16 protein-coding genes, 1 tRNA gene, 1 other RNA gene and 1 pseudogene are annotated in these 22,020 nt (G+C 47.0%); 9 read left to right on the top strand and 10 right to left on the bottom strand.

The window, feature by feature from the left end; translation table 11 throughout:
- Positions 1–33: 33 nt before the first annotated feature.
- Both QUA54_RS08455 and QUA54_RS08460 read left to right on the top strand, forming a co-directional pair.
- A complete protein-coding gene (locus tag QUA54_RS08455) occupies positions 34–2,253 on the top strand; it encodes an ATP-binding protein (RefSeq protein ID WP_333414151.1) in 2,220 nt (739 codons plus the stop codon).
- 438 nt (positions 2,254–2,691) lie between these two features.
- The gene (locus QUA54_RS08460) at positions 2,692–4,371 is read left to right on the top strand and encodes an AarF/ABC1/UbiB kinase family protein (RefSeq protein ID WP_333204118.1); all 1,680 of its coding nucleotides are present in this window, start codon (positions 2,692–2,694) and stop codon (positions 4,369–4,371) included.
- 300 nt (positions 4,372–4,671) lie between these two features.
- Here the strand turns inward: QUA54_RS08460 and QUA54_RS08465 are convergent.
- Together QUA54_RS08465 and QUA54_RS08470 are read right to left on the bottom strand one after the other, a co-directional pair.
- Positions 4,672–4,744: transfer RNA gene (locus QUA54_RS08465), tRNA-Glu, on the bottom strand.
- An 84-nt stretch (positions 4,745–4,828) separates the two neighbouring features.
- Complete coding sequence (locus tag QUA54_RS08470; protein WP_333414152.1) at positions 4,829–5,875, bottom strand: M42 family peptidase; 1,047 nt, start codon at positions 5,873–5,875, stop codon at positions 4,829–4,831.
- A gap of 175 nt (positions 5,876–6,050) precedes the next feature.
- Here QUA54_RS08470 and QUA54_RS34425 point away from each other — a divergent pair, with 175 nt between their 5' ends.
- The 4 genes and pseudogenes from QUA54_RS34425 (at position 6,051) to QUA54_RS08485 (ending at position 9,738) form a co-directional block, all read left to right on the top strand.
- Positions 6,051–6,203: a hypothetical protein gene (locus QUA54_RS34425; protein WP_445301537.1), complete on the top strand. Its 153-nt coding sequence runs from the start codon at positions 6,051–6,053 to the stop codon at positions 6,201–6,203.
- A 13-nt stretch (positions 6,204–6,216) separates the two neighbouring features.
- Positions 6,217–6,462, top strand: a complete 246-nt coding sequence (locus tag QUA54_RS08475; protein ID WP_445301538.1) for a hypothetical protein — start codon at positions 6,217–6,219, stop codon at positions 6,460–6,462.
- Positions 6,463–6,484: 22 nt separating this feature from the next.
- Complete coding sequence (locus tag QUA54_RS08480; protein ID WP_333414153.1) at positions 6,485–8,203, top strand: ATP-binding protein; 1,719 nt, start codon at positions 6,485–6,487, stop codon at positions 8,201–8,203.
- 373 nt (positions 8,204–8,576) lie between these two features.
- Positions 8,577–9,738, top strand: a pseudogene (locus tag QUA54_RS08485) (IS630 family transposase).
- A gap of 404 nt (positions 9,739–10,142) precedes the next feature.
- Here QUA54_RS08485 and QUA54_RS08490 read toward each other — a convergent pair.
- The 6 genes from QUA54_RS08490 to rpmI all read right to left on the bottom strand — a co-directional run bounded on the left by QUA54_RS08490 (position 10,143) and on the right by rpmI (position 14,932).
- Positions 10,143–12,338 carry a diguanylate cyclase domain-containing protein gene (locus QUA54_RS08490; protein WP_333414154.1) on the bottom strand — a complete coding sequence of 732 codons (2,196 nt, stop codon included), beginning with the start codon at positions 12,336–12,338 and terminating at the stop codon, positions 10,143–10,145.
- On the bottom strand, positions 12,335–12,943 hold the full coding sequence (locus QUA54_RS08495) for a chemotaxis protein CheC (protein ID WP_333414155.1): 609 nt from the start codon (positions 12,941–12,943) through the stop codon (positions 12,335–12,337). Before QUA54_RS08495 ends, QUA54_RS08490 begins: the two co-directional genes overlap by 4 nt.
- Positions 12,940–13,317 (bottom strand): response regulator, encoded by a 378-nt coding sequence (locus QUA54_RS08500; protein WP_333414156.1) that lies wholly within the window; start codon positions 13,315–13,317, stop codon positions 12,940–12,942. The genes QUA54_RS08495 and QUA54_RS08500 overlap by 4 nt, the downstream gene beginning before the upstream one ends.
- A gap of 237 nt (positions 13,318–13,554) precedes the next feature.
- Positions 13,555–14,085 (bottom strand): tetratricopeptide repeat protein, encoded by a 531-nt coding sequence (locus QUA54_RS08505; RefSeq protein WP_333204065.1) that lies wholly within the window; start codon positions 14,083–14,085, stop codon positions 13,555–13,557.
- 273 nt (positions 14,086–14,358) lie between these two features.
- Positions 14,359–14,715, bottom strand: a complete 357-nt coding sequence (gene rplT / locus QUA54_RS08510) for a 50S ribosomal protein L20 (protein ID WP_333132957.1) — start codon at positions 14,713–14,715, stop codon at positions 14,359–14,361.
- A gap of 19 nt (positions 14,716–14,734) precedes the next feature.
- Complete coding sequence (gene rpmI, locus QUA54_RS08515) at positions 14,735–14,932, bottom strand: 50S ribosomal protein L35 (RefSeq protein WP_006634164.1); 198 nt, start codon at positions 14,930–14,932, stop codon at positions 14,735–14,737.
- Between the two features lie 285 nt (positions 14,933–15,217).
- On the opposite strand from rpmI, the gene QUA54_RS08520 reads away from it, so the two are divergent.
- Positions 15,218–16,216, top strand: coding sequence for an MrcB family domain-containing protein (locus QUA54_RS08520; protein ID WP_333414157.1), 999 nt, complete (start codon positions 15,218–15,220; stop codon positions 16,214–16,216).
- A gap of 77 nt (positions 16,217–16,293) precedes the next feature.
- On the opposite strand, the gene ssrS is transcribed toward QUA54_RS08520, so the two are convergent.
- A non-coding RNA gene (ssrS, locus tag QUA54_RS08525) (6S RNA) lies at positions 16,294–16,481 on the bottom strand.
- A 50-nt stretch (positions 16,482–16,531) separates the two neighbouring features.
- Entirely contained in the window at positions 16,532–17,794 is a 1,263-nt protein-coding gene (locus QUA54_RS08530) for a 5-(carboxyamino)imidazole ribonucleotide synthase (RefSeq protein ID WP_333414158.1), read from the bottom strand.
- A gap of 338 nt (positions 17,795–18,132) precedes the next feature.
- Here QUA54_RS08530 and purD point away from each other — a divergent pair, with 338 nt between their 5' ends.
- Positions 18,133–19,413 carry a phosphoribosylamine--glycine ligase gene (purD, locus tag QUA54_RS08535; protein ID WP_333414159.1) on the top strand — a complete coding sequence of 427 codons (1,281 nt, stop codon included), beginning with the start codon at positions 18,133–18,135 and terminating at the stop codon, positions 19,411–19,413.
- Positions 19,414–19,583: 170 nt separating this feature from the next.
- The gene (locus tag QUA54_RS08540; protein ID WP_333414160.1) at positions 19,584–21,749 is read left to right on the top strand and encodes an ATP-binding protein; all 2,166 of its coding nucleotides are present in this window, start codon (positions 19,584–19,586) and stop codon (positions 21,747–21,749) included.
- Positions 21,750–22,020 lie beyond the last annotated feature (271 nt).

The following is a 22,020-nucleotide window of genomic DNA, read 5'->3' on the forward strand; positions in this document are numbered from 1 at the left end:
GCTCAAACATCTTAGAATAAAGGCTTGGTTGCCATGATCGATCGCCAGGGAAATCAAGAGTTTACGTCGATCGACCGATCGCCGTCAGAGTCTTGCACTTTGCATTTACCGCAAATCCCAGAACCAATATCAATCCAAAAATTTCTGGATCGTCTTATGCAGTACCAGGTCGATCCTGCCCTCCTCGGGCGACAAATTTGCCAAATTCTCGCGACCAGCTTTGATCGACAAATCCTGCTGCAAATAGCAAATACTTTGGGGGTTGCATGGGGGGCAGATTTCTGTTTGGTTGCTGCTGTGGTTGACCAGAAAGTAGTAAATCCGAATGCTTGCTGGGAAAATAGCAGCGATCGCCCAAATGCTGCCGATGCTGCCGCGGAAGCTCAAACACCGGAACACTCCCAAACCACCAAATTAAAATCGCCTAGCATATTACTCGAACATCCCATCTGGGCAAACCTGCTAGCAAACGGCGAGAGAGTGGCGATATCCGATTATCAAGATAGTATGGCAGCTTCATCGCCGAATTTCCCTGTGACACCACTGCCTTTTCGGGCAATTTTGGCAGGGCCTGCGCGATTTGGAGGGGCTGTAAATGGCATGATGATTCTTGGTAAGTCGCACCCTCACGAGTGGTCGGCAGCCGACCTGCAGCGCCTAGAAGCAGCATCGGACGGGATCGGTATCGCGATTTCTCACATTCAAAAAACTCAAGAAATTGCCAGCTTAAACGAACAGTTACAGCGACAAGCTAAATACAAAAATCTACTCATGTCAGTTGCTGCATCGATCAACACAAATTCAGAAGTCGATCGAATATTGCAGCAAGTTATTGAAAATACCGTCGATACCCTGGAAGTAGATAGAGGTCAAATCCTGCTATTGAAATATACAGATCCTCCCTTTAAAACTCGCTCCCCCAATCAAACGCCCAAAGCCAAAGTCGAATTAGTTTGCGAAGCCGCTCTGAAAAAAGATGCAAACCAACAAGCAATAGCACAAAGCGATCCGGCAAAAAAAAGCTCGACATCCAAAACAAAAAACAAGGAGAAAACTGCTAATTCCAAATCCAAAATTCCCAACTCAAAAGCAAATAACTCTCCCCCTTTGTTGCTGTCAGAATCTAATTTGTGCCGCAAAGCATTCCACAGCGCACCCAAGCCCCTCGCCCTCGCTGACGCAGGCGAATTAATCGGCAACGAACAAGAGGGCGCCACAGAAATCTTGAAACTCCAAGGCATTCGCGGCTTGCTGCTGGTTCCCCTCACGGGCGATCGCAACCAGGAAACAGTCTTGGGGTTCTTGGTTTTGCAGCACTCCGAGCCGCGCGCTTGGAGCCCTGAAGAATTAGAAGTTCTCGAATCAGTCAGCGCTCAAGCGAGCAGGGTGATTATCCAAACTCAGACGCTCAAGGAAGCGCAAACCCTAGTCGAAGACAGAACCGCTCAGTTGCAGCAAAGTCTCGACGTGCAGGGGAAACTGTACGAACAATCTGCCATTCAACTAGAGCAACTACGCAAATTGAAGCTGATTAAAGACGAGTTTCTCAGCACTATGAGTCACGAGTTGCGCACCCCTTTAACAATCATGAAGCTGGCGATTCTGATGCTCAAACAAGCTGAACAGCCGTCAGCGAGTCGGGCTAAGTATCTAGACATTCTAGAGCAGCAGTGTGCTAAGCAAACATCTCTGATTAACGATTTGCTGACCATCAAGCAGTTTGAGCCTCACCAAGCCCCGATTTCTCTAATCAAAATCGATCTCAACCGTTTAGTTCAAGATTTAGCTGGGGATTTTGAGAAATTGTGGGCGGATAAGCAATTGACTTTGAAGGTGGATTTGCCCAAGTTGACCCCTTGCTGGGAAACCGATCCGGATATTCTCAATCGGGTGCTGCTGGAACTGCTGACTAATGCTGGAAAATACTCGGCTTCTGGAACGGCGGTAGTTTTAGAGGCGTCTGAGGTTGCCGGCTATATTGTCCTGAGCGTTTCTAATTTCGGGTCGGGCATTTCTGCTGCTGATTTGCCCTACATCTTTGACCAGTTCCGCCGCGGCACTGGCATTACTGACCAAGCTATCGCCGGTACGGGTTTGGGTCTGGCGCTGGTAAAGTGTTTAGTACAGCACTTGAATGGTACTATTGATGTGTCTAGCTGTCCGGCAGAAAGTTTTGAAGCTGACGAGTTGTGGCGCACATCTTTTACTCTGACTCTGCCACAATTTCCAGCGGAACTCTGTAATCTAGAATAATAGTTTGGTTGAAAAGCGGTTGTGAATTATTGGCAGCGAACAGGCGAAGACTTGCTTTTAAAGGGAGATTTGGATCTGGCAAACGCTACTACCAAATCCTCCTTTTTGATTTGTTTGTCTGGTTTCGCTTCTAAATTGCCGATTCTTCATTGCTGATTCTCCCCAAGACTTATATGATGTTCGGTTATTTACCCGTAATTAGCGCGTATTTGTAGTGAGTGATCGTCCTCTCTTAATGAATTAATTAGGACTAAATCCCTTGCTGCAAACTGAATTATGATTGTATAACCGGAGATGATATTATGGAGTATAGACCAAAGAAACTGAGTCTTTTAACTGTTTCAAAAGCCTACGAAGTATTTTCGTAAAAGCCGATTTAAGCGTCTTTGACTATCCTCTAAAAATTGTCGCGGTGCATGGAACTCGATAGCCAATATTATGCTCATAAAAGCTGCACCTAAAACCCTCCGTTGGCAACGTTCTAAATATTCGCCGCTGGCACGACAAATAGACATTTTTGCAGCGGCGGGAAAGTTTATGTTTTTTTTGTGGTGGGATGGACTGCTGCAAAATAATTCTCCTCATACTAGAAGAATTCGCGCTCATTGGTTGGTCAATACTTTGCTTAATTTAGGCCCAACCTTTATTAAAATTGGTCAGTCTCTCTCGACTCGGGCGGATTTGCTGCCGCTTGAGTATGTGAAGGAACTCGAACAGTTGCAGGATCGGGTTCCTCAGTTTAGTTCCGAAGAGGCGATCGCTCTTGTAGAATCAGAGTTAGGCAAGGATATTTATGCTTTGTACCGCGATTTTGACCCGTTGCCGATAGCTGCTGCGAGTTTGGGACAGGTGCACAAAGCGAGGCTGCACACCGGGGAAGATGTGATTGTAAAGGTGCAGCGTCCGGGTTTGGAAAGTTTATTTAATTTGGATGTGAAGGCGGTGCGCCAAGTGATGCGTTTTTGCGATCGCTATTTGCCTGGGACTCGCAAGTACGGCCTGGAATCTATTTATCACGAGTTTTTTAAGATTTTATATCAAGAAATTGACTACGTGCAAGAAGGTAAAAATTCCGATCGCTTTAGCCATAATTTTCGAGAATATCCTCAGGTTATTGTCCCGAAAGTCTACTGGCAATACACGACTAAAAAAGTGCTGACTCTAGAATACGCACCAGGCATTAAGGTTGACGATCGCATTAGTTTAGAAGCGATTGGAGTAGATATTGTGAAGCTCAACCAACTAGGAATTTGCTGTTATTTGAAACAGTTGTTAATTGACGGTTTTTTTCAAGCTGACCCGCATCCGGGAAATTTGGCGGTGACAGAAGATGGCAGCTTGATTTTTTACGATTTTGGGATGATGGCTGAGGTTAAGTCTCTGGCTAAAGACCAAATGGTCAAGACTTTTTTTGCTGTGCTGAGAAAGGATACTGACGAGGTACTCAATACTTTAATTACTATGGGCTTAGTTGAGCCGATGCCGGATATGATGCCGGTGCGCAGGCTGATTGCTTTTCTGTTGGATAAGTTTATTGATAAGCCGATCGACTTTCAAGCTTTTAATGAAATTAAGAACGAACTGTATATCATGTTCGAGCAGCAACCGTTTCGGTTGCCAGCAGAAATGATGTTTATTGTCAAGTCGGTGACCACTCTCGACGGCATTGCTAGAACTCTCGACCCAAACTACAATTTCATAGCATCGGCTCAGCCTTTTGTCAAGAGTATTGCGGTGAGCAAGGGGCGGGGAAATGCGATCGGAGAATTGGCAAGACAAGCGCGAAGTTTTATTACATATAAGTTACGGCAGCCGAGCAAATCGCAAGTTTTTATCAAGCGTTTGGAGCAGCGAATTGAAGAGGGCGAACTGCAAATTAGAGTGCGAAATATCGAGAGCGAAAGAGCCTTGAAACGGATTAATTTAGCTTTGAAAACTCTGATTTTTGCTTGTCTGGCGGGTTTTGCGGTGCTGTCGGGTGCTGTGCTGCTGGTGGGCGGATATCAAACGGGGGCGATCGTCGCTTTTGCGGTTTCGGGATTCGGCGGCTTGTTTTTGCTGCGATCGCTGTTACATTTGTTGGTTAGGGAAAAGCTCGATCGAATGGTTGAAAAATAAATATACTTTGTAATTGGGAATTGCGATCGCACTCAGGACTTTAGTCCTCCTTAACAAGACTAAAGTCCTGACAACAAACTGCCGGAAATTCTAGTGGCTAAGTCGATCTCGAAAACAGTTTTTGAAAGTGCCTGGATGCTCTACAATCGGGAAAGGTTCAGAGAGCCTGCACAAATGTTAGAACCCAAGACCCAATTTCTCGATCGCCCCAAAAACAAAAATGATAACTAGCGTGTGGAGCGGGCTTGTTGCCTTTACCAGTTGCTAGATATCAATTTGATATCTGAGTTAAATTTTCAATACCCCCAGGGGAATTCGAATCCCCGTCGCATCCGTGAAAGGGATGTGTCCTAGGCCTCTAGACGATGGGGGCGCGTTGCGTTTGCTTGTGTTCCGCACCTTTATTACCTTAACTAATCTTTCCCAATCTGTCAACTACTTTGCGAAAGTTTTTTTTCTACTCGTCCGAAAGCTCGTCACAGTAGGCTTTGAGGATGGCGGCGCAATTGCCGATCGCCCCGAGATGAGCAATTTCAAAGCCGTGGGTGTTCTGGGTGGGGAAAGCCAAACAAGCCGCGCGGGCTACGTGGCCGAACTTCATGGCGATCGAAGCATCGCTCCCAAAACCGCTAATTACCGCCAACTGCACCTCTACATCGGCTGCTGCGGCTGCTGCGCGCAATTGGGCGTTCAATCCTTCATCGTAAACTCCGTAGCCGTCCTGAACCAGCAAAACCGGGTTTTCGCCGTCATGAATCGGGTATTCCGGTGCCAGAGGGCAAATTTCCAAAGCGATCAGCGCGTCCAACGGCTGGCGCTGCGTGAAATACAAAGCTCCGAGCGCCCCAACCTCCTCCTTCGCCGACGCTACCAAATAAACATTCACCGCAGGCTCTTTCAAACATTCCGCCAGAGCCAGCAAAATCGCCACTGAAGCCTTGTTGTCCAGAGTGTAGCTGGCGATCCAGTCCCTCAACCGCAGCGGGCGCTTGCGGTGCTTTCCCACCACCATCCGCGTGCCCGGTCGAATTCCGGCCTCGGCTAATTCCTCGGCGGTACACTTAGTTTCGATCCAGGCATTTTCCCACTTTAAAGAAACATCTTCCTGCTGAGCTTTCTGAGGAGATTCGTGAGAAACATGGCGGGAACCGAAGCTGAGAATGCCGCTAATTGTTTGCTTGTCTCCGAGCAAATCCACCACGCCTTCGCCGTAAACCCAAGGAAACGAGCCGCCCAATCTGCGGACTTCCACGCGGCCGCTCTCGCCTATTGTTTTAACTAGGGCGCCAATTTCGTCTTTGTGGGCGGTAATGGCGATCGACTTTTCGGGATTGCGACCCTTAATTAGGGCGATCGCATTGTCCGCGCGATCGACCCAAGCATTCACTCCCAGGGCGGCGAATTTTTCCATCAACCGCTGGTTAATTTCCGATTCCGCACCGCTGGGTGAGTGCAGCATTACTAATTCTTCGATTGTTTGGAACAGGCGATCGAATTCTAACATTTTTGATTTTCGTTTTTAGGAGCGAATTTGGACATATATTAAAGCACATTTACCCACTATTTCCCGGCGGTAAACTTAGTTTTAATTTAGGCATTTTCCCACTTGAAAGAAACATCTTCCTGCTGAGCTTTTTGAGGAGCGTAGGAATGAAGCAATTGGAGGCAGCAAAGGGCGATTGAGTAACAAGATTCATGCGAGCGCGTGGATGCGTTGGGCAATCCGTTGGGGTTTCACCTCACCCCCGGACAAGCTGGTGACCCCAGAAGGAGCCGACCAACTACCGCCGTTACTGGTAGCAGGTACACTGCTGGCTGACAAAGGGCTATGATGCAAATCAGGCTGTGATTAACGGCCTCAATGCCGAGGGGAAGAGCGCCGTGATTCCACCTCGCCACCACCGCAAGACCCAGCGAACTTACGATACGGAATTGTACAAAGCCCGTCATTTGATTGAGAACTTTTTCGCCAAGCTCAAGCAGTATCGGGCAATCGCGACGCGCTATGACCCTAGGGCGGTGAACTTTCGGGCCTGCGATTCATCTCGCTGCTGGGGTCATCTGGTGGAATTGATGAAACGCTCTAATTAACTTGACAGTCCCGTAAACTAATATGCCTGACCTCTTCAGCACATTTTTTTCGACTAATTTCATTCCTCACGGGCATTGCTACCTCTGGAAACCGGGGTTAGTATGGCTGCACTTAACGTCAGATGTACTGACTGTCCTCGGGTATTACTCGGTGGCGGTTGCCATTGTTTACTTTAGGTATGAGCGTCAGGATCTGCCTCCCAAGACGGTGATGCTGCTGGTGGGTTTATTTTTTATCTTTGCCTTATGTGGCACGACCCACCTGATGGGAGTAGTGACACTTTGGTATCCCATCTACTGGGTTTCAGGACTGATCAAAGCGGCCAATGGTGCTTGGTCTTTCTATACGTTCACCTTTTTAGTGATTCCCTTAATTCCAGTGGCGATCGATGCGCCAAGTCCCGCCCAACTCGCCCTTACAAACCAGGAACTAGAGGAGAGTCGCCGCCGTATCCAGGCGATTAATGTCGAGCTAGAGCAACGGGTGCAGGAACGCACCGCCGAACTGGAAGCGTCTAATCGCACCAAAGACGAATTATTGATGCGCGAACAAGTGATTCGCGAAGATGCAGAGGCTGCCAACCGTGCCAAGGATGAGTTTCTCTCGATTCTTTCTCATGAACTCAGAACTCCTCTCAACGCCATTTTAGGATGGTCAACGATGTTACTGCGGCAGAAAAACCTCAGTGGGGATAAGGTTGTGCGGGCTTTGGAGACGATCGAGCGAAACGCAAAGTCTCAAGCCCAGCTCATTGAAGACATTCTCGATGTTTCTCGCATCATCACAGGTAAACTGCGCCTCCAAGTCCGTAGAGTCAACCTCGTATCGGTGATTGAATCGGCGATTGACTCTGTACGCTTGGCGGCTGAGGCAAAATCAATTCGCCTGCAAAGCGTACTCGATTCTGAATCTGGCCCGCTCTTGGGTGATGCAGATCGGTTGCAGCAAGTTGTATGGAATCTACTTTCTAACGCCATCAAATTTACGCCTAAAAACGGGCGAGTCCAGATTCGTTTGGAGCGGGTTAATTCTCATGTTGAAATTACTGTCAGCGACACTGGACCAGGCATCAGTTCGGACTTTCTACCCTTTGTCTTCGATCGCTTCCGCCAGCACGACAGCACGACCACTCGCAGTTATGGGGGGTTGGGTTTAGGGTTAGCCATTGTGCGTCAATTAGTTGAATTGCATGGCGGGACTGTAACGGTAGTGAGTCCAGGAATAGGACAGGGGACGAGCTTTACAGTCAAACTGCCCGTGATGATTATCCATCCACCAGCCAGCGACTCAGAGCGATTAAACTCGATCGTCGAGGCGAATGCGAGGGTTGAGGCGTCACCCACCCTTGAAGGCTTACAAATTTTAGTGGTAGACGACGAGGCTGACGCGCTAGAGTTGCTGAGTACAATTCTGCAAAAGTATGGTGCGGATGTCATCGCTGTGGCTTCGGTCAAAGAGGCGTTGACTGTTATTGAAACCGCAACCTGCAGCCCCGATGTTTTAGTGAGCGATATTGGGATGCCGGATGAGGATGGCTACTCCCTGATCCGCAAGTTGCGGCAACTGGAAGCGCAGCGGGGCGGTCGGCTACCGGCGATCGCGCTGACGGCTTATGCCCGGAATGACGATCGTCGGCAGGCCCTATTAGCAGGTTTTCAGATGCATTTGACCAAACCTGTAGATGCTGCCGATTTAGTGGCGGTGGTTGCCAGCCTGACCGGACTTACGGGCAGGTGCTAAAACCCTGGTGTATTGAGCTCGTCCTTTTACTGCTTCTGTCGCACAAACTGTTCAAGAACAAATGTCGGGTTTGAGGATAATTGGCTTGTTGTCAGCTTTGGGTAAAGGCTAGAGCGCCAGTCCAGTAAAAGAAGTTAACAAAAAGCATCAAGTATGGGTTGCACAAACAACTTACAATGTGCCACTCAAAACTCAATTTGCTAGGCAGTGGCGAGCAAAAATTACCAATCCATAATTTCCGCCGATTTTTTGTTACCAATAAATCCGGCTGGTTATCAATATGAAAAATCTCATATCCAACTGAAAAATCTTTTGAGTTATACCATTTTTTAAAAGATGTGATAGACTTGTAAAAACCAAGGAGCAAATTAAAATGTCGGGTCGCCCTCAGATAAAAATTACCGAATCTGTAGAAACTTTGCAAGGACTTCTCAAGCAACAAACCAGGATTTTAGCTTACAATAAAGTCCAAATGCTTTATTTATTTCAGTCAAAGCAAGTATTAACTGTACGGGAAGTATCAGCAATTTTAGGTAAAGGTGAGGCCACAATTCATCGCTGGCTCTTTCAATATAGCAAAACCATTTGATTTGTAAACAATCGATTCAATCATCACAAGCGTTTCAGGTTGTTCTACATTCACGACTCAAATAGACTTGCTATAAAAACATGGCGGTCTGGAAAATTTGTTAAAAAATCGGCAGGTTTTTGGTCGCCCAAAAAAGTTTTCAGTTGAAATAGTGGCTTCCCTGCGACAAGAGTTGAGAGATCCTGAAGGATTTCAGAATTATCAAGAAGTTCATCTCTGGCTCTGGTTGATTAAAGGAATAGCCAGTAGTTATCCGGCTGTATATTCTGTGACAAGAGGTGAGTTAAAAAGTAAATTAAAACTGCCAAGACCTCGCAGTATTTCCCAAAAAGCTACAGCAATCAATGACTTCAAAAATATCCTGCATCAACAGATAAAAGCCTTGCTAGAAAAAGCTTCGCCTCAAGTAAACAAATATAAGAAAGTCAGCTTTTGGTGTAGTGATGAAACTCGGTTAGGACTCCACACAATTCGCCGTCGCAAGCTAACGCTTTCCGGTGTAAAACCCATCGGGCAGCATCAATGGAAATTTGAGAGTTTCTGGTTATATGGGGCAGTATCGATCGGTAGTGGTAGAAGTTTTTTTTGGGAGTTTTCCCACTTAGATCGAGTTTGTTTTGAAGCCTATTTACAACTATTATCAACGCAGTATCCCGATGAATTACATATCATTCAAGTTGATAATGCCCCAGCGCATAATTTATGTTCATCCCACTTGCCAGACAATATTATTTTACTATTTCAGCCTCCAGCTTGTCCGGAAGTAAATCCCACAGAAAGAGTCTGGGAGTATCTCAAAGATTTTTTAGCTTGGTCAGTTTTTAGTAGTCTTGATGAACTCCGCATGAGAGTTCAGGAAATTTTAGCATCTTTCACCGATCGTGTTATCGGTTTTCTCACGGGATGGTCTTGGATTTTACATTCTTTATCTCTATCACATCTTTAAAAAAATGGTATTACTACCTTTTTTTGTCGGCAATTCCATACAGTGTATACTTGAACCACTGCTTCAGCAAGCCCGAAGTAGAAAAAGCTATCAAACAATAAGAGGGAAAATTCATATACTTATCCCCCTATTCACCGGATTTCTCACTCCTTGATAATTGACGATCTAAATTTTAAAATATTCTCAGTTCTCTCAAAACGACAAATTCTCAAAAATTAGGAAAGCCGATAGATTTTGCATTCAGTTAAGTTTTTAACAATATGTTTGGAACTGGTTTACAAAATGCTGTTATTGTACCTCATCTATCTGATAAACCCTAGATCGGGGTTTGGAATAGGGGCTTACAGTGGCATTCTTTTTGCGGACTGGTATAACTACTCTGGATTCACCTATATTGCAATTCGTCAAGCGCTGGTGGGAGAGGGCAAATTAGTGTTCGGTATAGAAAAATCAACAGGAAGCATCGAAGCGGCTGTCCCGTTTGGCTTGCCAGCAGCAGGGTCGGGCTGGTAAAGTTGGATACGAGCGCGCCCAAGTCGTTTAGCTTGATAGAGCGCTTGGTCGGCTGCTGCAATCAGAATTTCGGCTCCCGATTCAGATGCGGGAACAATACTCGCTACGCCCAGACTGAGAGTGACGTACGGGCTCACCTGAGAACCAGCGTGAGGAAGTTGCAAAGCTGCGATTTTGATCTGTATGTGTTCGGCTACCAGCACGGCGCCTTGAATCGCGGTATTTGGTAAAATAACGGCAAATTCTTCGCCTCCGTAGCGAGCTACTAAATCAGCGGGGCGATTGACTGCATTGCCGATCGCCCCGGCGACTTGCCGCAAACATTCGTCTCCCCCTGGGTGCCCGTAGGTATCGTTGTAACTTTTAAAAGAATCAATATCGCAGAGAATCAGGGACAGAGGCGTTTGTTCCCGGGCTTGTCTGCGCCACTCCATTTCTAAATACTGATCGAATCGGCGGCGGTTTGCTAGCTGCGTGAGTTCGTCTAAAGTTGCCAAGCGCTCTAACTTGAGGTTGGCCGCTTGCAACTGCTGGTAGAGTTCTGCTTGCTTGATGGCGATCGCCAACTGGGTAGCCAGAGAAGACAGCAACTCTACTTCCAACTGCATCCACTGCCGGGGACTGCACTGGTGGGCCATCAGCAGCCCCCACAACTCGTCTCCTTGCACTAAAGGCACTACCAAATAAGCTCTCACCGCGAATTGTGCGAGTAAGTCAATTTGATATTGCGGCAAATCGGCGGCCAAGACATCGGCTATCGGTCGGATCGCCCGATGTTGGTACGCTTCGATATAGAACTGGTCAAAACAGAAATTTTCCAGGGTTTCCCCCAACATCGGCTTGCAGTTGGGAGCTACAGATTCCACTGTTACCGCCCCCGTCGCCGGAGCTGCGCAGAGACTGCCGGTACAGCGGTTGAAGCGGACGATCATCACTCGATCTGCCTGAAGGAACTGGCGCACCTCTGTCACTGTCGTGCTGAGCACTTCGCCCAAATCCAGAGACTGGCGGATGTGCTGAGTAATCGTGGCCATCAGCAGTTCTCGTTCGTTCTGCTGCCGCAGCGCCTCTTCTGCCCGCTTGTACTCAGTGATATCTTGAGCGGTGCCGAAAATTTGTTTGGGCCAGCCGTCGGCTGTGCGGGCGAAAACTTGGTCGCGGCAGCGAAACCACAGCCATTCCCCCGATCGATGTTTGAGCCGATAGTCCAACTCCAAAATCTGCCCGTCTTGGGCCCAAGAAAATTTTTGCTGGTGGGCTTTAAGCCTTGGCAAATCTTCTGGGTACACCAAACTCGAATATAAAGCAGTTTGCATCTGTAAAATTTCTTGGGGAGTGTAGCCCAGCAATTTAGAAGCTTGACCGTTGACGTAGACATTGCGCTGTTCGGTCAAATCGTAGATGTAGAGCAAATAAGGCGCCGCGTCAGCAATCTGCTGGATGAAATGCTGGCTCGATCGCAATTCTTCCTCCACCCGCTGGCGCACTTGGACTTCTTCCAAAGCTTGATCCCGCATTGTGCGGTAAGCTTGGATGCGGTGGGTGAGGTCGGTCACGTCTTGAATCACCAGCAGCGCGTAGAACGATGGGGAATTAACACCCGGCCATATTGATGACGAAACTGAGGATGGAGATTCCCTAGACAAAAAAGCACTTGTTGGTGCTCGGACTCCGACAGTGCCGTCTGGTTGCAACTCAAGAGTATGGAGAAGCCAGTCTCTAATCTCCTGTTCTTCAATGCCAGCCTCCAGGGTCGGCACAGCAGTCACAGTAGTTTGCTGAATTCGCTGCTGGCCGTCTTGCCAAATTGCCGGAATCAGGTGTTTGTGAATTTGAGAAGAAAAAATTGTTGGCGGGCCGCCTGCAAAAATTTGCTTGAAGCGAGTTGCATACTTTAGCTGACTCAGGTGAGAAAAATGGGTTGTGATGTTTTTTCCCAATATTTGGCTGCGGGGAATTTTTGTCCACTCTTCAAGACAAGTATTCCAAAACAGCACCACAAAATCATCTCGCAGCAAGCAGGCGCCGACTGGTACGCTGTCGAGAACCCCAAACTTTTCCTTAATAGTTTTGCTCTCCTCAATCATAGACCCCCGGCAAGTTGATTGATAGCAGTCAACAAGGTGTCAAAGGAATTGACATTGAAAATAAGAATGATATCTCCTTCAATGTGAAGCCTTTCAATCATGAAACTGGTCTGGGCTAATAAAACAACTGTATCAGTAGCTAAACCCCCAGATCTCAGCAAACTAGCAATCGTCCCTTCGCTATAAGTGGGAATGGAGTAGTTCAGGCGCTGCTGAAGTACGTTGCTGATTGCACCCATGACCCCATTAATTACAATATTTCCCACTTCACTCAGCGTACCAATTTTGACTGAATCGAGATCGTGAGTTCCAACTTCTTCTCCTGTGAGCATCGTCACGAGCATGGCAGCGCTGTTAGTTGGAAAGACTAGCTGGGCAATGCCTCCAAAGGAGCCTGTGAATTTTAGCTGGACGGCGGCGATTTGCTCGCCGTTGAGGTGTTGCTCTAACTCTTCTTGCACGTCGGCGGGAGTCAGGATTTGAAGGTGGGGTATTTGCAAGCGGATCGGGGAGTCGATCATGTCGTTCAAGACCCCTGCTGCTTGACCGATACCGATGTTGACGAGTTCCTGCAAAGCATCGAGCTGTCGAGCGCTTAATTTCATTGGGTGCTCTCCTCGCTGGCACTGAGAGCTTTTTTGATCCACCCGATCAGTTCCTCTGAGTTGGGCATTTTGTGAATGACTGCCAGGGCTCCGAGTTCCATGCACTCGGAGTGGGTAGTTGCTTGGATGTCTGCGGTAATTACGATGACTGGAATTTTATATCCTCGATCGCGCATGGCTCGCAGGACTTCCCGACCTTCCATTTCCGGCATCAGCAGGTCTAAGAGCATACAGTTTGGGGTTTTAGTGCCGAGCAGTTCTAGAGCTTCTGGGCCGCTGGATGCTTCCCAAGTCTCGTATCCTTCTCCTCGCAGGATTTTGCAGATTACCCTGCGAGTCAACCACGAATCTTCGACAACGAGAATTGATGTCACTACGTTCTCCTCCTTCTATTGTTTAGGACTGATCGGCGTTGCAGGTATTGCTTCGATCTTCACAGTAATTTAAAGTGCTGGGACGGTGTGCGATCGAGCCTGACTCGGAATTCCTGTTCTTAAAAACTAACGCATTAATGTGTTCGATAGTTTAGTATCTTGGACTATGGGAAGAAAAAACCCGGTTTCTGAATGAAACCAGGTTTGCGGGCTCTCTATTGGTCGTAACATCGGCGCTCAGTTATAGATTACCAAACGCTTCCGGAGGGACTCTACTCGCTGTTTGGCAGTGGCATTGTCTGGATCGCAGGCGAGAGCTTGTTCGTAGATTTCCAAGGCTTGAGCTGTTAATTTCTTGCGCTCGTAGGCGTGACCCAGATTGTTGAGAGATGTAACGTAATCGGGCTGCAACTTCAGGGCTTCTTTGTACTGGCGGATCGCGATGTCGTATTGTTCTTGGCCGAAGTGTGCAAAACCGAGGGCGTTGTAAATAACGGCTTGATTTTCTTCGCCTTCTAAGTCTTTGGCTTTCAGGGCTTTTTGAAACAGTACGATCGCCTGGGAATACAGCTTCTTATCTACATATATACTTCCTAATTCGTAGTATTCCTGTGCTGTTCCTTTTTCTACCGTCAGTTTATTTTCTAAGCGTTCTAAAGACATTTCCAGGTTCCGAGTTTTGAGAATCTGGCGCACCACAAACCAGGAACTGCTGCCGAGTATAGCGAGCAGGACTGTCAGGTAAACAATGAGCAAATTACTATCCATGTTTTTCTTAAAATTAGGTAGGTGCTGTGGAAGGTTTTATTTATTTTAAGGCGCTAGCAATGTCTGACATTTGCCTCTGCAACTGTATAAAAAACACGGAAATAGCGATCGTTCGGCCCGATCGCGATTTCTGAAAAAGCAAGAATCCAGAAGTAAGAACAAAGAAGGAAAGTTTGTCTCAACCTCCTAGATTTATCAGGAGTTTTCCTTCTCTGGCAGACAGTTAAATCTTTCTTACTTCTGCTTTCTGCATTCTGAAAATAAGGCGAACTTTCAAGCTCCGGCTCGATTGGCCATTTCCACTACTTTACCAAATGTTGCCGGGTCAATAATCGCCATTTGTGCCAGCATTTTGCGGTTGATTTCGATGTTGGCTTTCTTCATGTTGCCGATCAGTCTGCTGTAGCTCGTGCCGTGCTGGCGCGATGCAGCATTGATCCGAGCAATCCACAGGCGGCGGAAATCGCGTTTGCGTTTTTTGCGATCGCGATAACCGTTACGCAGGGCCTGCATCACCCGTTGGTTAGCTGTGCGGAACTGTTTCGACTGTGAGCCTCGGAAACCCTTGGCTAATTTGAGAATTTTTTTGCGGCGCGCTCTGGCGACATTACCGCGTTTTACCCGTGTCATCTTTAATTTCCGTTAAACTTTACAAGTATGGAAGCATTAACCGCACGTTAGCATCGTTGGTCTCGTCGATGACGACCAGCTTAGATAGACGGCTTTTGCGAGCTGAACTTTTGTGCTGTAGCAAGTGGCTTTTGTAAGCTTTGCGGCGCACAATTTTACCGCTGCCGGTCGCTCTAAAGCGCTTTGCGGCTGCTTTGCGAGTTTTGAGTTTTGGCATGAACTGGTGTTATTTGGACACAAGCTTCAACGGTATCACGTTTGTGCTACTTTCTGCAAGGGAGATTTGCGGGTTGGGGGCGGCGCTGCATTTGCTGCCATAGACAGGATGCGCGATCGGCTAATCTTGTGGTTGTTTGCAGTAGTTGACACCGGGTATAAAATTTTATACCGCCACTGCGGTATAACTAAGGGTTCTACCTCTGGGTTATCAGCAGGGTTAATATTTGAAAGCTTGTTGTGAGGCACGATAATTAAATCGAAGATGTAACATTAATTATTGGTTATGGCGCTTAGAGAGTCCCTTGAAAAAATCCTGTTTGAATATCCATTGGTCAGTAACGACAACTTCAAGGGACATTCCTTTGCTAGTTATGTCAGAAATGTAGTGCCGAAATCAATAAGTGCTTCATTGGAATTACCAGAAATCTATAGCGTAGAAGCTTCAGCAGGTAAGGGTTCTTGGGCTAAAGTTCCTTGGATAGCAATATTTAACAAGCTTGTAACTGAGAGTGTCCAGTCGGGGTTTTACTGTGTTTATTTATTTCGCGCCGACTTCTCTGGCGTTTATCTTTCTCTCAATCAAGGAATAGCAGATAAAAGAAAGAAGTTCGGACTTAAGAAGTCGAGGGACATGGTAAGGGATCAAGCACAACTATTTAAAGATCAGCTTGGTTCTGAGAAGCTCAGAGAATTTTCCGAACCTCTCGATCTTCAGCTTGATTCAGTCCCCAAGGAAACTACTTCTAGAAGGCTTGGACTTGCTTATGAAGCAGGAAACATAGCATCGAAGTTTTATTCAAGGGAATCACTTCCTGATGACGAGGAGTTGGTAGACGATGTTAGGAAAGTGCTTGAAATTTACTTCTCCCTGTTTGAGGAGGTTTCTTTGAAGGAGGAGGCTGATTCTGATTTGTTGAAAGAGGTTTCTTTGAATGAGACTGCTGAAAACAATCAACCAGAAAGAGAATGGTTTGAAGATCGGACAAAGTATAGACTTCATCGAGTAACAGAACGAAATCAAACGTTATCTAGAAAAGTTAAGCAGTTGCAAGGATATGAGTGCAAAGCTTGCGGTTTTGATTTTGAGTCTCGATACGGAGAAATAGGCAGAGGATACATAGAAGCTCATCATAATGTTCCAATTTCAAACTTAAGTGGGACAAAGATGAAACTAGATCCGCTTAATGATTTTACTGTGCTATGCTCAAATTGCCATAGTATGATTCATCGCATTAAACCAACGCCAACCTTAGAGGAGTTTAGGCAAAACTTGATGATGTAGTATGAGTAAAGGCGTTTATATCAAAAAAAAAATAGGCTAGCCATATTTCACAGCGCCTATCTCAATTAAAATTTTAATGGCTCCCCGCAACGCCGTCTTACCTCAGCTTTTGACCTGGTATTTTACCAGGTGGGTACCGTTGGCTCGGACTTAAAGTTTCTGGGTACAAGCCCAGTTTACTGCTGTCCAAACATCTTGATTCCCGAGAGTTAAGAGTTATAGATCAAAAAAACATTATTGGCAGTCACCAACGTCGCAGTAGAACCTTTATTTAATATATACCAACTAACCAGATTTTGGCAAGCTTCGAGCAATTTAACTTGCATACCAGATAGATTCAACGGTTTGAGCGATCGCCTCTGCTGACGATCGCCCTTGAGCCACCAAGTCCGCGTCGAGCACAACTGTAACGTGACCGAGTTTGCGGCCCGGACGCGATACTTTCTTACCATACCAATGTACAAAAGCACCGCTAATTTGTGCCAGTTGTTTTCGTTTTGCTAAATAGTCGGACTCAGCCGACTCGTAGCCGAGCAAATTTATCATGACAGCGCCTGCACATTTCAGAGCCGAATTGCCTAAAGGCAGTTGACAAACTGCGCGCAAATGCTGTTCAAATTGTGAAGTTTCGCAGGCATCGATGGTAAAATGTCCCGAGTTATGGGTGCGGGGTGCAATTTCATTGACTAACAGCTTATTATCAGCGGTTAAAAATAATTCAATGCCGAATACGCCGACAGCTTCTAAGCTGTTGAGGAGAGTGCGGGCGATCGCACAAGCTTCAGTTTTCACATCTGAACTAATATCAGCAGGTGCAATCACCAGGTGGCAAACCTGATTTTGCTGTTGGGTTTCGACGATCGGATAAATCGCAATTTCGCCATTTGCCGATCGAGCTGCAATCACAGCCAACTCACGATCGAATGGCACAAACTCTTCTACTAGCAAAGACTGACCTTGGAGTTTAGCACGAATTGACTCAAAACTCCCTCGTTCCTTAACAATAAAAGTACCTTGGCCGTCATAACCGTGGCGGCGAACTTTGACGACAAAGGGAAAGTCGATCGATCCAGCATCCGAGTCTCCTTCACTCTGCACCCTGTCGGAAACAGAAATTTCCTGAAAGTCGATCGCCCCCGCCTTCAACAATTCTGGGGGCAAATCCGCGCAGCAATCCCATTCCCAAAACCTCGGAGTTGGCAAACCCAAACCTTGTAAATAACAGCGCTGAACGTACTTATCCAACAAAGGAGAAAGCGACGACAAACTCGGCTGAAATAACACACCTTGCAGTTCTAGCGGCCGCAAACCATCCAAATCCACAAACTCATTTTCAAAAGTAATAACATCGCAGCCAGCAGCCAATTGAGCTGTAGCCAAAACATCATCAACTGCCGCCAAAACAGCACCAGCAGCAACAGAAACTGCCGGGTCACTAGCATGGGGAGTTTGCACTAACAATTTAAGACCCAGCGCCCTAGCAGCATCCCCCATCATCGAAGCTAGCTGGCCGCCGCCGACAACGCCCACCCGCTTAAATTTGGCAGACGAACTCGCAGCGGTTTGATTTGGTTTCATGTGAGTAAAATTCCGCAGAGTCAACCTGCCTATTTTATCCCTATTTGTCGCCGGATGAATTACAGTAATTGAAGAGTTAAAAGCCAAAAAATAGTTTTAATTGCATGATTAAATCGAGGCAGCACCCAGAATAATTGGGCGACTAAAGTCTTTAATTATTGCACGAGCCCAGCCGTTGGCAAACAGCAGTCGAACCCTACCCCTCCAGAAAAGTGCCACATCTAGCAATTGGCGATCGCCAAGCATGGCATAATTGACAGCACTGCAAAAAGCAGATAGACAGGTGCAAACACTGAAAATCAGACATTCAGGGAACAACATTTATAGGTGAGGATACTGTGAAAGTTTTAGTTGTGGGGAACGGAGGTCGCGAACACGCGATCGCAAAAAAACTGCTAGAGTCTACGCGGATTAAACAAGTATTCTGCGTACCGGGCAATGGCGGCACAGCTACCACCAAAGGCTGTCAAAATCTGTCGCTCAACATCGACGACTTCCAAGGCATCGAACGCTTTGTGATGGTCAACAACATCGGATTAGTCATCGTCGGCCCCGAATTGCCCCTATCGCTAGGCATCGCCGACTATTTCCAACAGCGAAAAATGATGATTTTCGGCCCCACCAAAGCCGGCGCCCAAATTGAATCCAGCAAATCCTGGGCCAAAGAATTGATGCTCGAAGCAGGCATCCCTACACCCAAAGCCGCCGTATTTACAGACGCAGAAGCAGCCAAAGCATACGTTCTGGAACAAGGAACCCCCATAGTCATCAAAGCAGACGGACTCGCATCAGGCAAAGGAGTAACCGTTGCCACCACCGTCAAAATGGCTCACAGCGCCATCAACACCATTTTCCGAGGCGAATTCGGCACCGACAACATCCGAGTCGTCGTCGAAGAATTCTTAACAGGTCAAGAAGTCTCGATTCTCGCCCTCACCGACGGCATCACAGTGGAACCGTTGCTGCCGGCCCAAGACCACAAAGCTATCGGCGAAGGCGACAAGGGAGCCAACACCGGCGGTATGGGAGCCTACGCCCCAGCGCCCATTGTCACCCCGGAACTCATGGAAAGGATTCAAGAAGAAATTCTCGAACCCACCCTCGCAGCACTGCAAAAACGCAAAATCGACTACCGGGGCGTACTCTACGCAGGTTTAATGATTACGCCAGAAGGAGAACCCACAGTCTTGGAATTCAACTGCCGTTTCGGAGATCCCGAAACTCAAGCGGTTTTGTCGCTGCTGGAAACTCCTTTGGAAGATTTGGTGCTGGCCTGCTGTCAGCAGCGTCTCGGTGAATATTCTATTCGCTGGAAGTCGGGGGCCTCTGTGTGCGTAGTTTTAGCTTCTGGGGGTTATCCTGGAAGTTATCAAAAAGGCAAAGTTATTACAGGTATCGAGGAAGCTGAAGCCCAAGGAGCAGAAGTGTTTCACGCCGGCACCCAGTTGAAGCACCAGCAGTTGGTGAGCGACGGCGGCCGGGTTTTGGGCGTCACTGCGGCGGGAGAAACTTTGGAAGAAGCTATCTCCAAAGCTTATGCAGCAGTTGATTGCATCCAATTTGAAGGGGTCTACTGCCGTCGGGACATCGGTCGCCGAGCTCTGGACGATAAAAATTAGGAATTCCGGCATCGACCGCCATCCGAAAGCCAAGCAATCTCAATGTAGAAATGTAACAATGAAGTTTGGTATCTCTGGGGTGGCGGTAGCGGACAAGTCGCAGCAGAAAATTCGATCGGGAACCAACGGAATTGATCTTGCTTTTAATATTGAACTGGTGAACTGGTGAAATGCTGGCCATACTAAACAAAATCGGAGAAATTATTGCCCGCTGGTGGTCGGATTTTACCCTCCAGACCCGCCTGATGGCCGGTGCTACCCTCGTAGTGTCGTTAATTATGAGCGGCCTGACATTCTGGGCCGTGAATACTATCCAGCAAGACGCCCGACTTAACGATACTCGCTACGGCCGCGACCTCGGCCTGCTATTGGCGGCAAATGTGGCGCCGCTGATTGCCAAAAACGATCGCTCCGAAGTCGCCCGCTTTTCCCGCCAATTTTACAGCAGCACTTCCAGCGTCCGCTATATGCTTTACGCCGACGAAGCGGGAGATATTTTCCTGGGGATTCCTTTTTCGGAATCGGAGGTGGAAACTTCTCTGACGCTGCGCCGCCAAATTAAACTGCCTGATAATTTTATCGCCGACATTGAGGCGAGAAATTTAACTTCTTTGCCTTTAGTGCGGCAGCACTTGACGCCAGACGGAGAAGTAACAGACGTATTTGTGCCGTTAATTCATGAAGACAAATATTTGGGAGTTTTGGCGATCGGCATTAACCCCAATCCCGCAGCAGTTATCTCTTCAAATCTGACTAGGGATGTCACTTTAGCAGTATTTGTCACTATTTGGGTGATGGTAATTTTGGGAGCTGTATTTAATGCCCTGACAATTACTCAGCCGATAAAACAATTAGTTTTTGGGGTCAAAAACATCGCCAGCGGGGATTTTAAGCAGCGAGTTGACCTGCCTTTAGGGGGAGAATTGGGCGAGTTGATCGGCAGTTTCAATGAGATGGCCCAGAAACTCGAAAGTTATGAAGAACAAAATATTGAAGAGTTGACAGCGGAAAAAGCTAAGTTAGAAACTTTGGTTTCAACTATTGCTGACGGGGCGCTTTTATTAGACGCAAATTTGCAGGTGATTTTAGTTAATCCGACGGGGATGCGGATTTTTGGATGGGAAGGTAAAAATGCGATCGGAGTTAATGTTCTGAACATTTTACCTGCAGAAGTGCAGCAGGAGTTGGCCAGACCATTACACCAAATAGTGACGGGCGAGCGCGAAGGCGGCGAATTTCGCATCTCGATGAGCGAACCAGTCAATCGTACAATTCGGATTGTTTTAACTACAGTCATTCTGCACAAAGCGCCGGGTGCCGAACCGCTGTGCAAAAGCTGCGTCCGCCACGAGGAAGATACCTGTACCGAGTCGCAACGCCCGTTAGCTGTAGAGTGTACTTTCTACGAGCAAACTTCCAAGCATCAAGGTTCTGGACATTACCGGGAAAGTCTCAAAGGCATTGCAATGACAGTGCAGGACATTACTCGGGAAGTAGAACTCAATGAGGCTAAAAGCAATTTTATCAGCAATGTTTCTCACGAATTGAGAACACCTTTATTTAATATCAAATCTTTTATCGAGACTCTCCACGAGTACGGAGAGGACCTTCTAGAAAGCGAGCGCAGGGAATTCCTCGAAATTGCCAATCGAGAAACCGATCGACTAACTCGTTTAGTTAACGACGTGTTAGACTTGTCGCGGCTCGAATCCTGCCGAGTTTATCACTTGGATGCTGTTGACCTCCCGCAAGCTGTGGAACAAACCCTGCGGACTTATCAGTTGAATGCTAAGGATAAAGGCATCGAACTAGAGCAACAAGTTGACCCGTGTTTGCCGCCTGCTTTAGGTCATTACGATTTGCTGCTGCAAGTATTTGCAAATTTAGTAGGAAATGCCTTAAAATTTACGCAATCCGGCGGCAAGGTGGCAATTCGAGCGTATTTGCTAGAGTCGGAGGCAACCACCCACAAAGGCAGCCAATCCGGCAACCACAACTTGTCACCAAATGCCGGACATTTTCCGGTAGTGCGGATCGAAATTTCTGATACTGGAATTGGCATAGATCCCGAAGACCAACAAGCAATTTTCGATCGCTTTTTCCGGGTAGAAAACCGAGTACACACTTTAGAAGGAACGGGATTAGGTCTTTCTATTGTCAGAAACATTATTGACAAGCACCACACTAAAATTAATTTAGTTAGCGAAGTTAATGTGGGTACGACTTTCTGGTTCGACTTGGCAGTTTATCAGCCGAAACAAAAAGTAGAGATGGAAAATTCAATGCCCGTGGAAGCAACGGTGGAGAGTGAAACAATTGCGAGTCATGTTAAGTAAACACGACTTACGCATAGCCTTATACATATAGCGTGTTTTAGGGGTAATGCCCTGTGGTTGCCCCTCTTCAGAGGATAGTTGCCTAAGTTCTGGTAATTTAGCCCAATTCAACGTCAAACTCGATGGCTATTATAACCCAGACTTTTTACAGCCGTGTGGGTTTTGGGTGTTCTGTTTTTTTAGGTGTGTCTACTTACAGCGGTTCCCGCTGTTATGAGGTACAGTAGCAACAATTAGCAAACCAATTTCTCAAATGTTGAGGATTCATTAA

It is taken from the genome of Microcoleus sp. MOSTC5 (assembly GCF_036701825.1).
Taxonomy (GTDB): Bacteria; Cyanobacteriota; Cyanobacteriia; order Cyanobacteriales; family Microcoleaceae; genus Microcoleus; species Microcoleus asticus.

Bases quoted from the DNA above. Each gene is read 5' to 3' on its own strand.
- QUA54_RS08455 (WP_333414151.1), top strand. From the start codon at position 34: ATGATCGATCGCCAGGGAAATCAAGAGTTTACGTCGATCGACCGATCG.
- QUA54_RS08460 (WP_333204118.1), top strand. From the start codon at position 2,692: ATGCTCATAAAAGCTGCACCTAAAACCCTCCGTTGGCAACGTTCTAAA.
- QUA54_RS08470 (WP_333414152.1), bottom strand. From the start codon at position 5,875: ATGTTAGAATTCGATCGCCTGTTCCAAACAATCGAAGAATTAGTAATG.
- QUA54_RS08480 (WP_333414153.1), top strand. From the start codon at position 6,485: ATGCCTGACCTCTTCAGCACATTTTTTTCGACTAATTTCATTCCTCAC.
- QUA54_RS08490 (WP_333414154.1), bottom strand. From the start codon at position 12,338: ATGATTGAGGAGAGCAAAACTATTAAGGAAAAGTTTGGGGTTCTCGAC.
- QUA54_RS08495 (WP_333414155.1), bottom strand. From the start codon at position 12,943: ATGAAATTAAGCGCTCGACAGCTCGATGCTTTGCAGGAACTCGTCAAC.
- QUA54_RS08505 (WP_333204065.1), bottom strand. From the start codon at position 14,085: ATGGATAGTAATTTGCTCATTGTTTACCTGACAGTCCTGCTCGCTATA.
- rplT (WP_333132957.1), bottom strand. From the start codon at position 14,715: ATGACACGGGTAAAACGCGGTAATGTCGCCAGAGCGCGCCGCAAAAAA.
- rpmI (WP_006634164.1), bottom strand. From the start codon at position 14,932: ATGCCAAAACTCAAAACTCGCAAAGCAGCCGCAAAGCGCTTTAGAGCG.
- QUA54_RS08520 (WP_333414157.1), top strand. From the start codon at position 15,218: ATGGCGCTTAGAGAGTCCCTTGAAAAAATCCTGTTTGAATATCCATTG.
- QUA54_RS08530 (WP_333414158.1), bottom strand. From the start codon at position 17,794: ATGAAACCAAATCAAACCGCTGCGAGTTCGTCTGCCAAATTTAAGCGG.
- QUA54_RS08540 (WP_333414160.1), top strand. From the start codon at position 19,584: ATGCTGGCCATACTAAACAAAATCGGAGAAATTATTGCCCGCTGGTGG.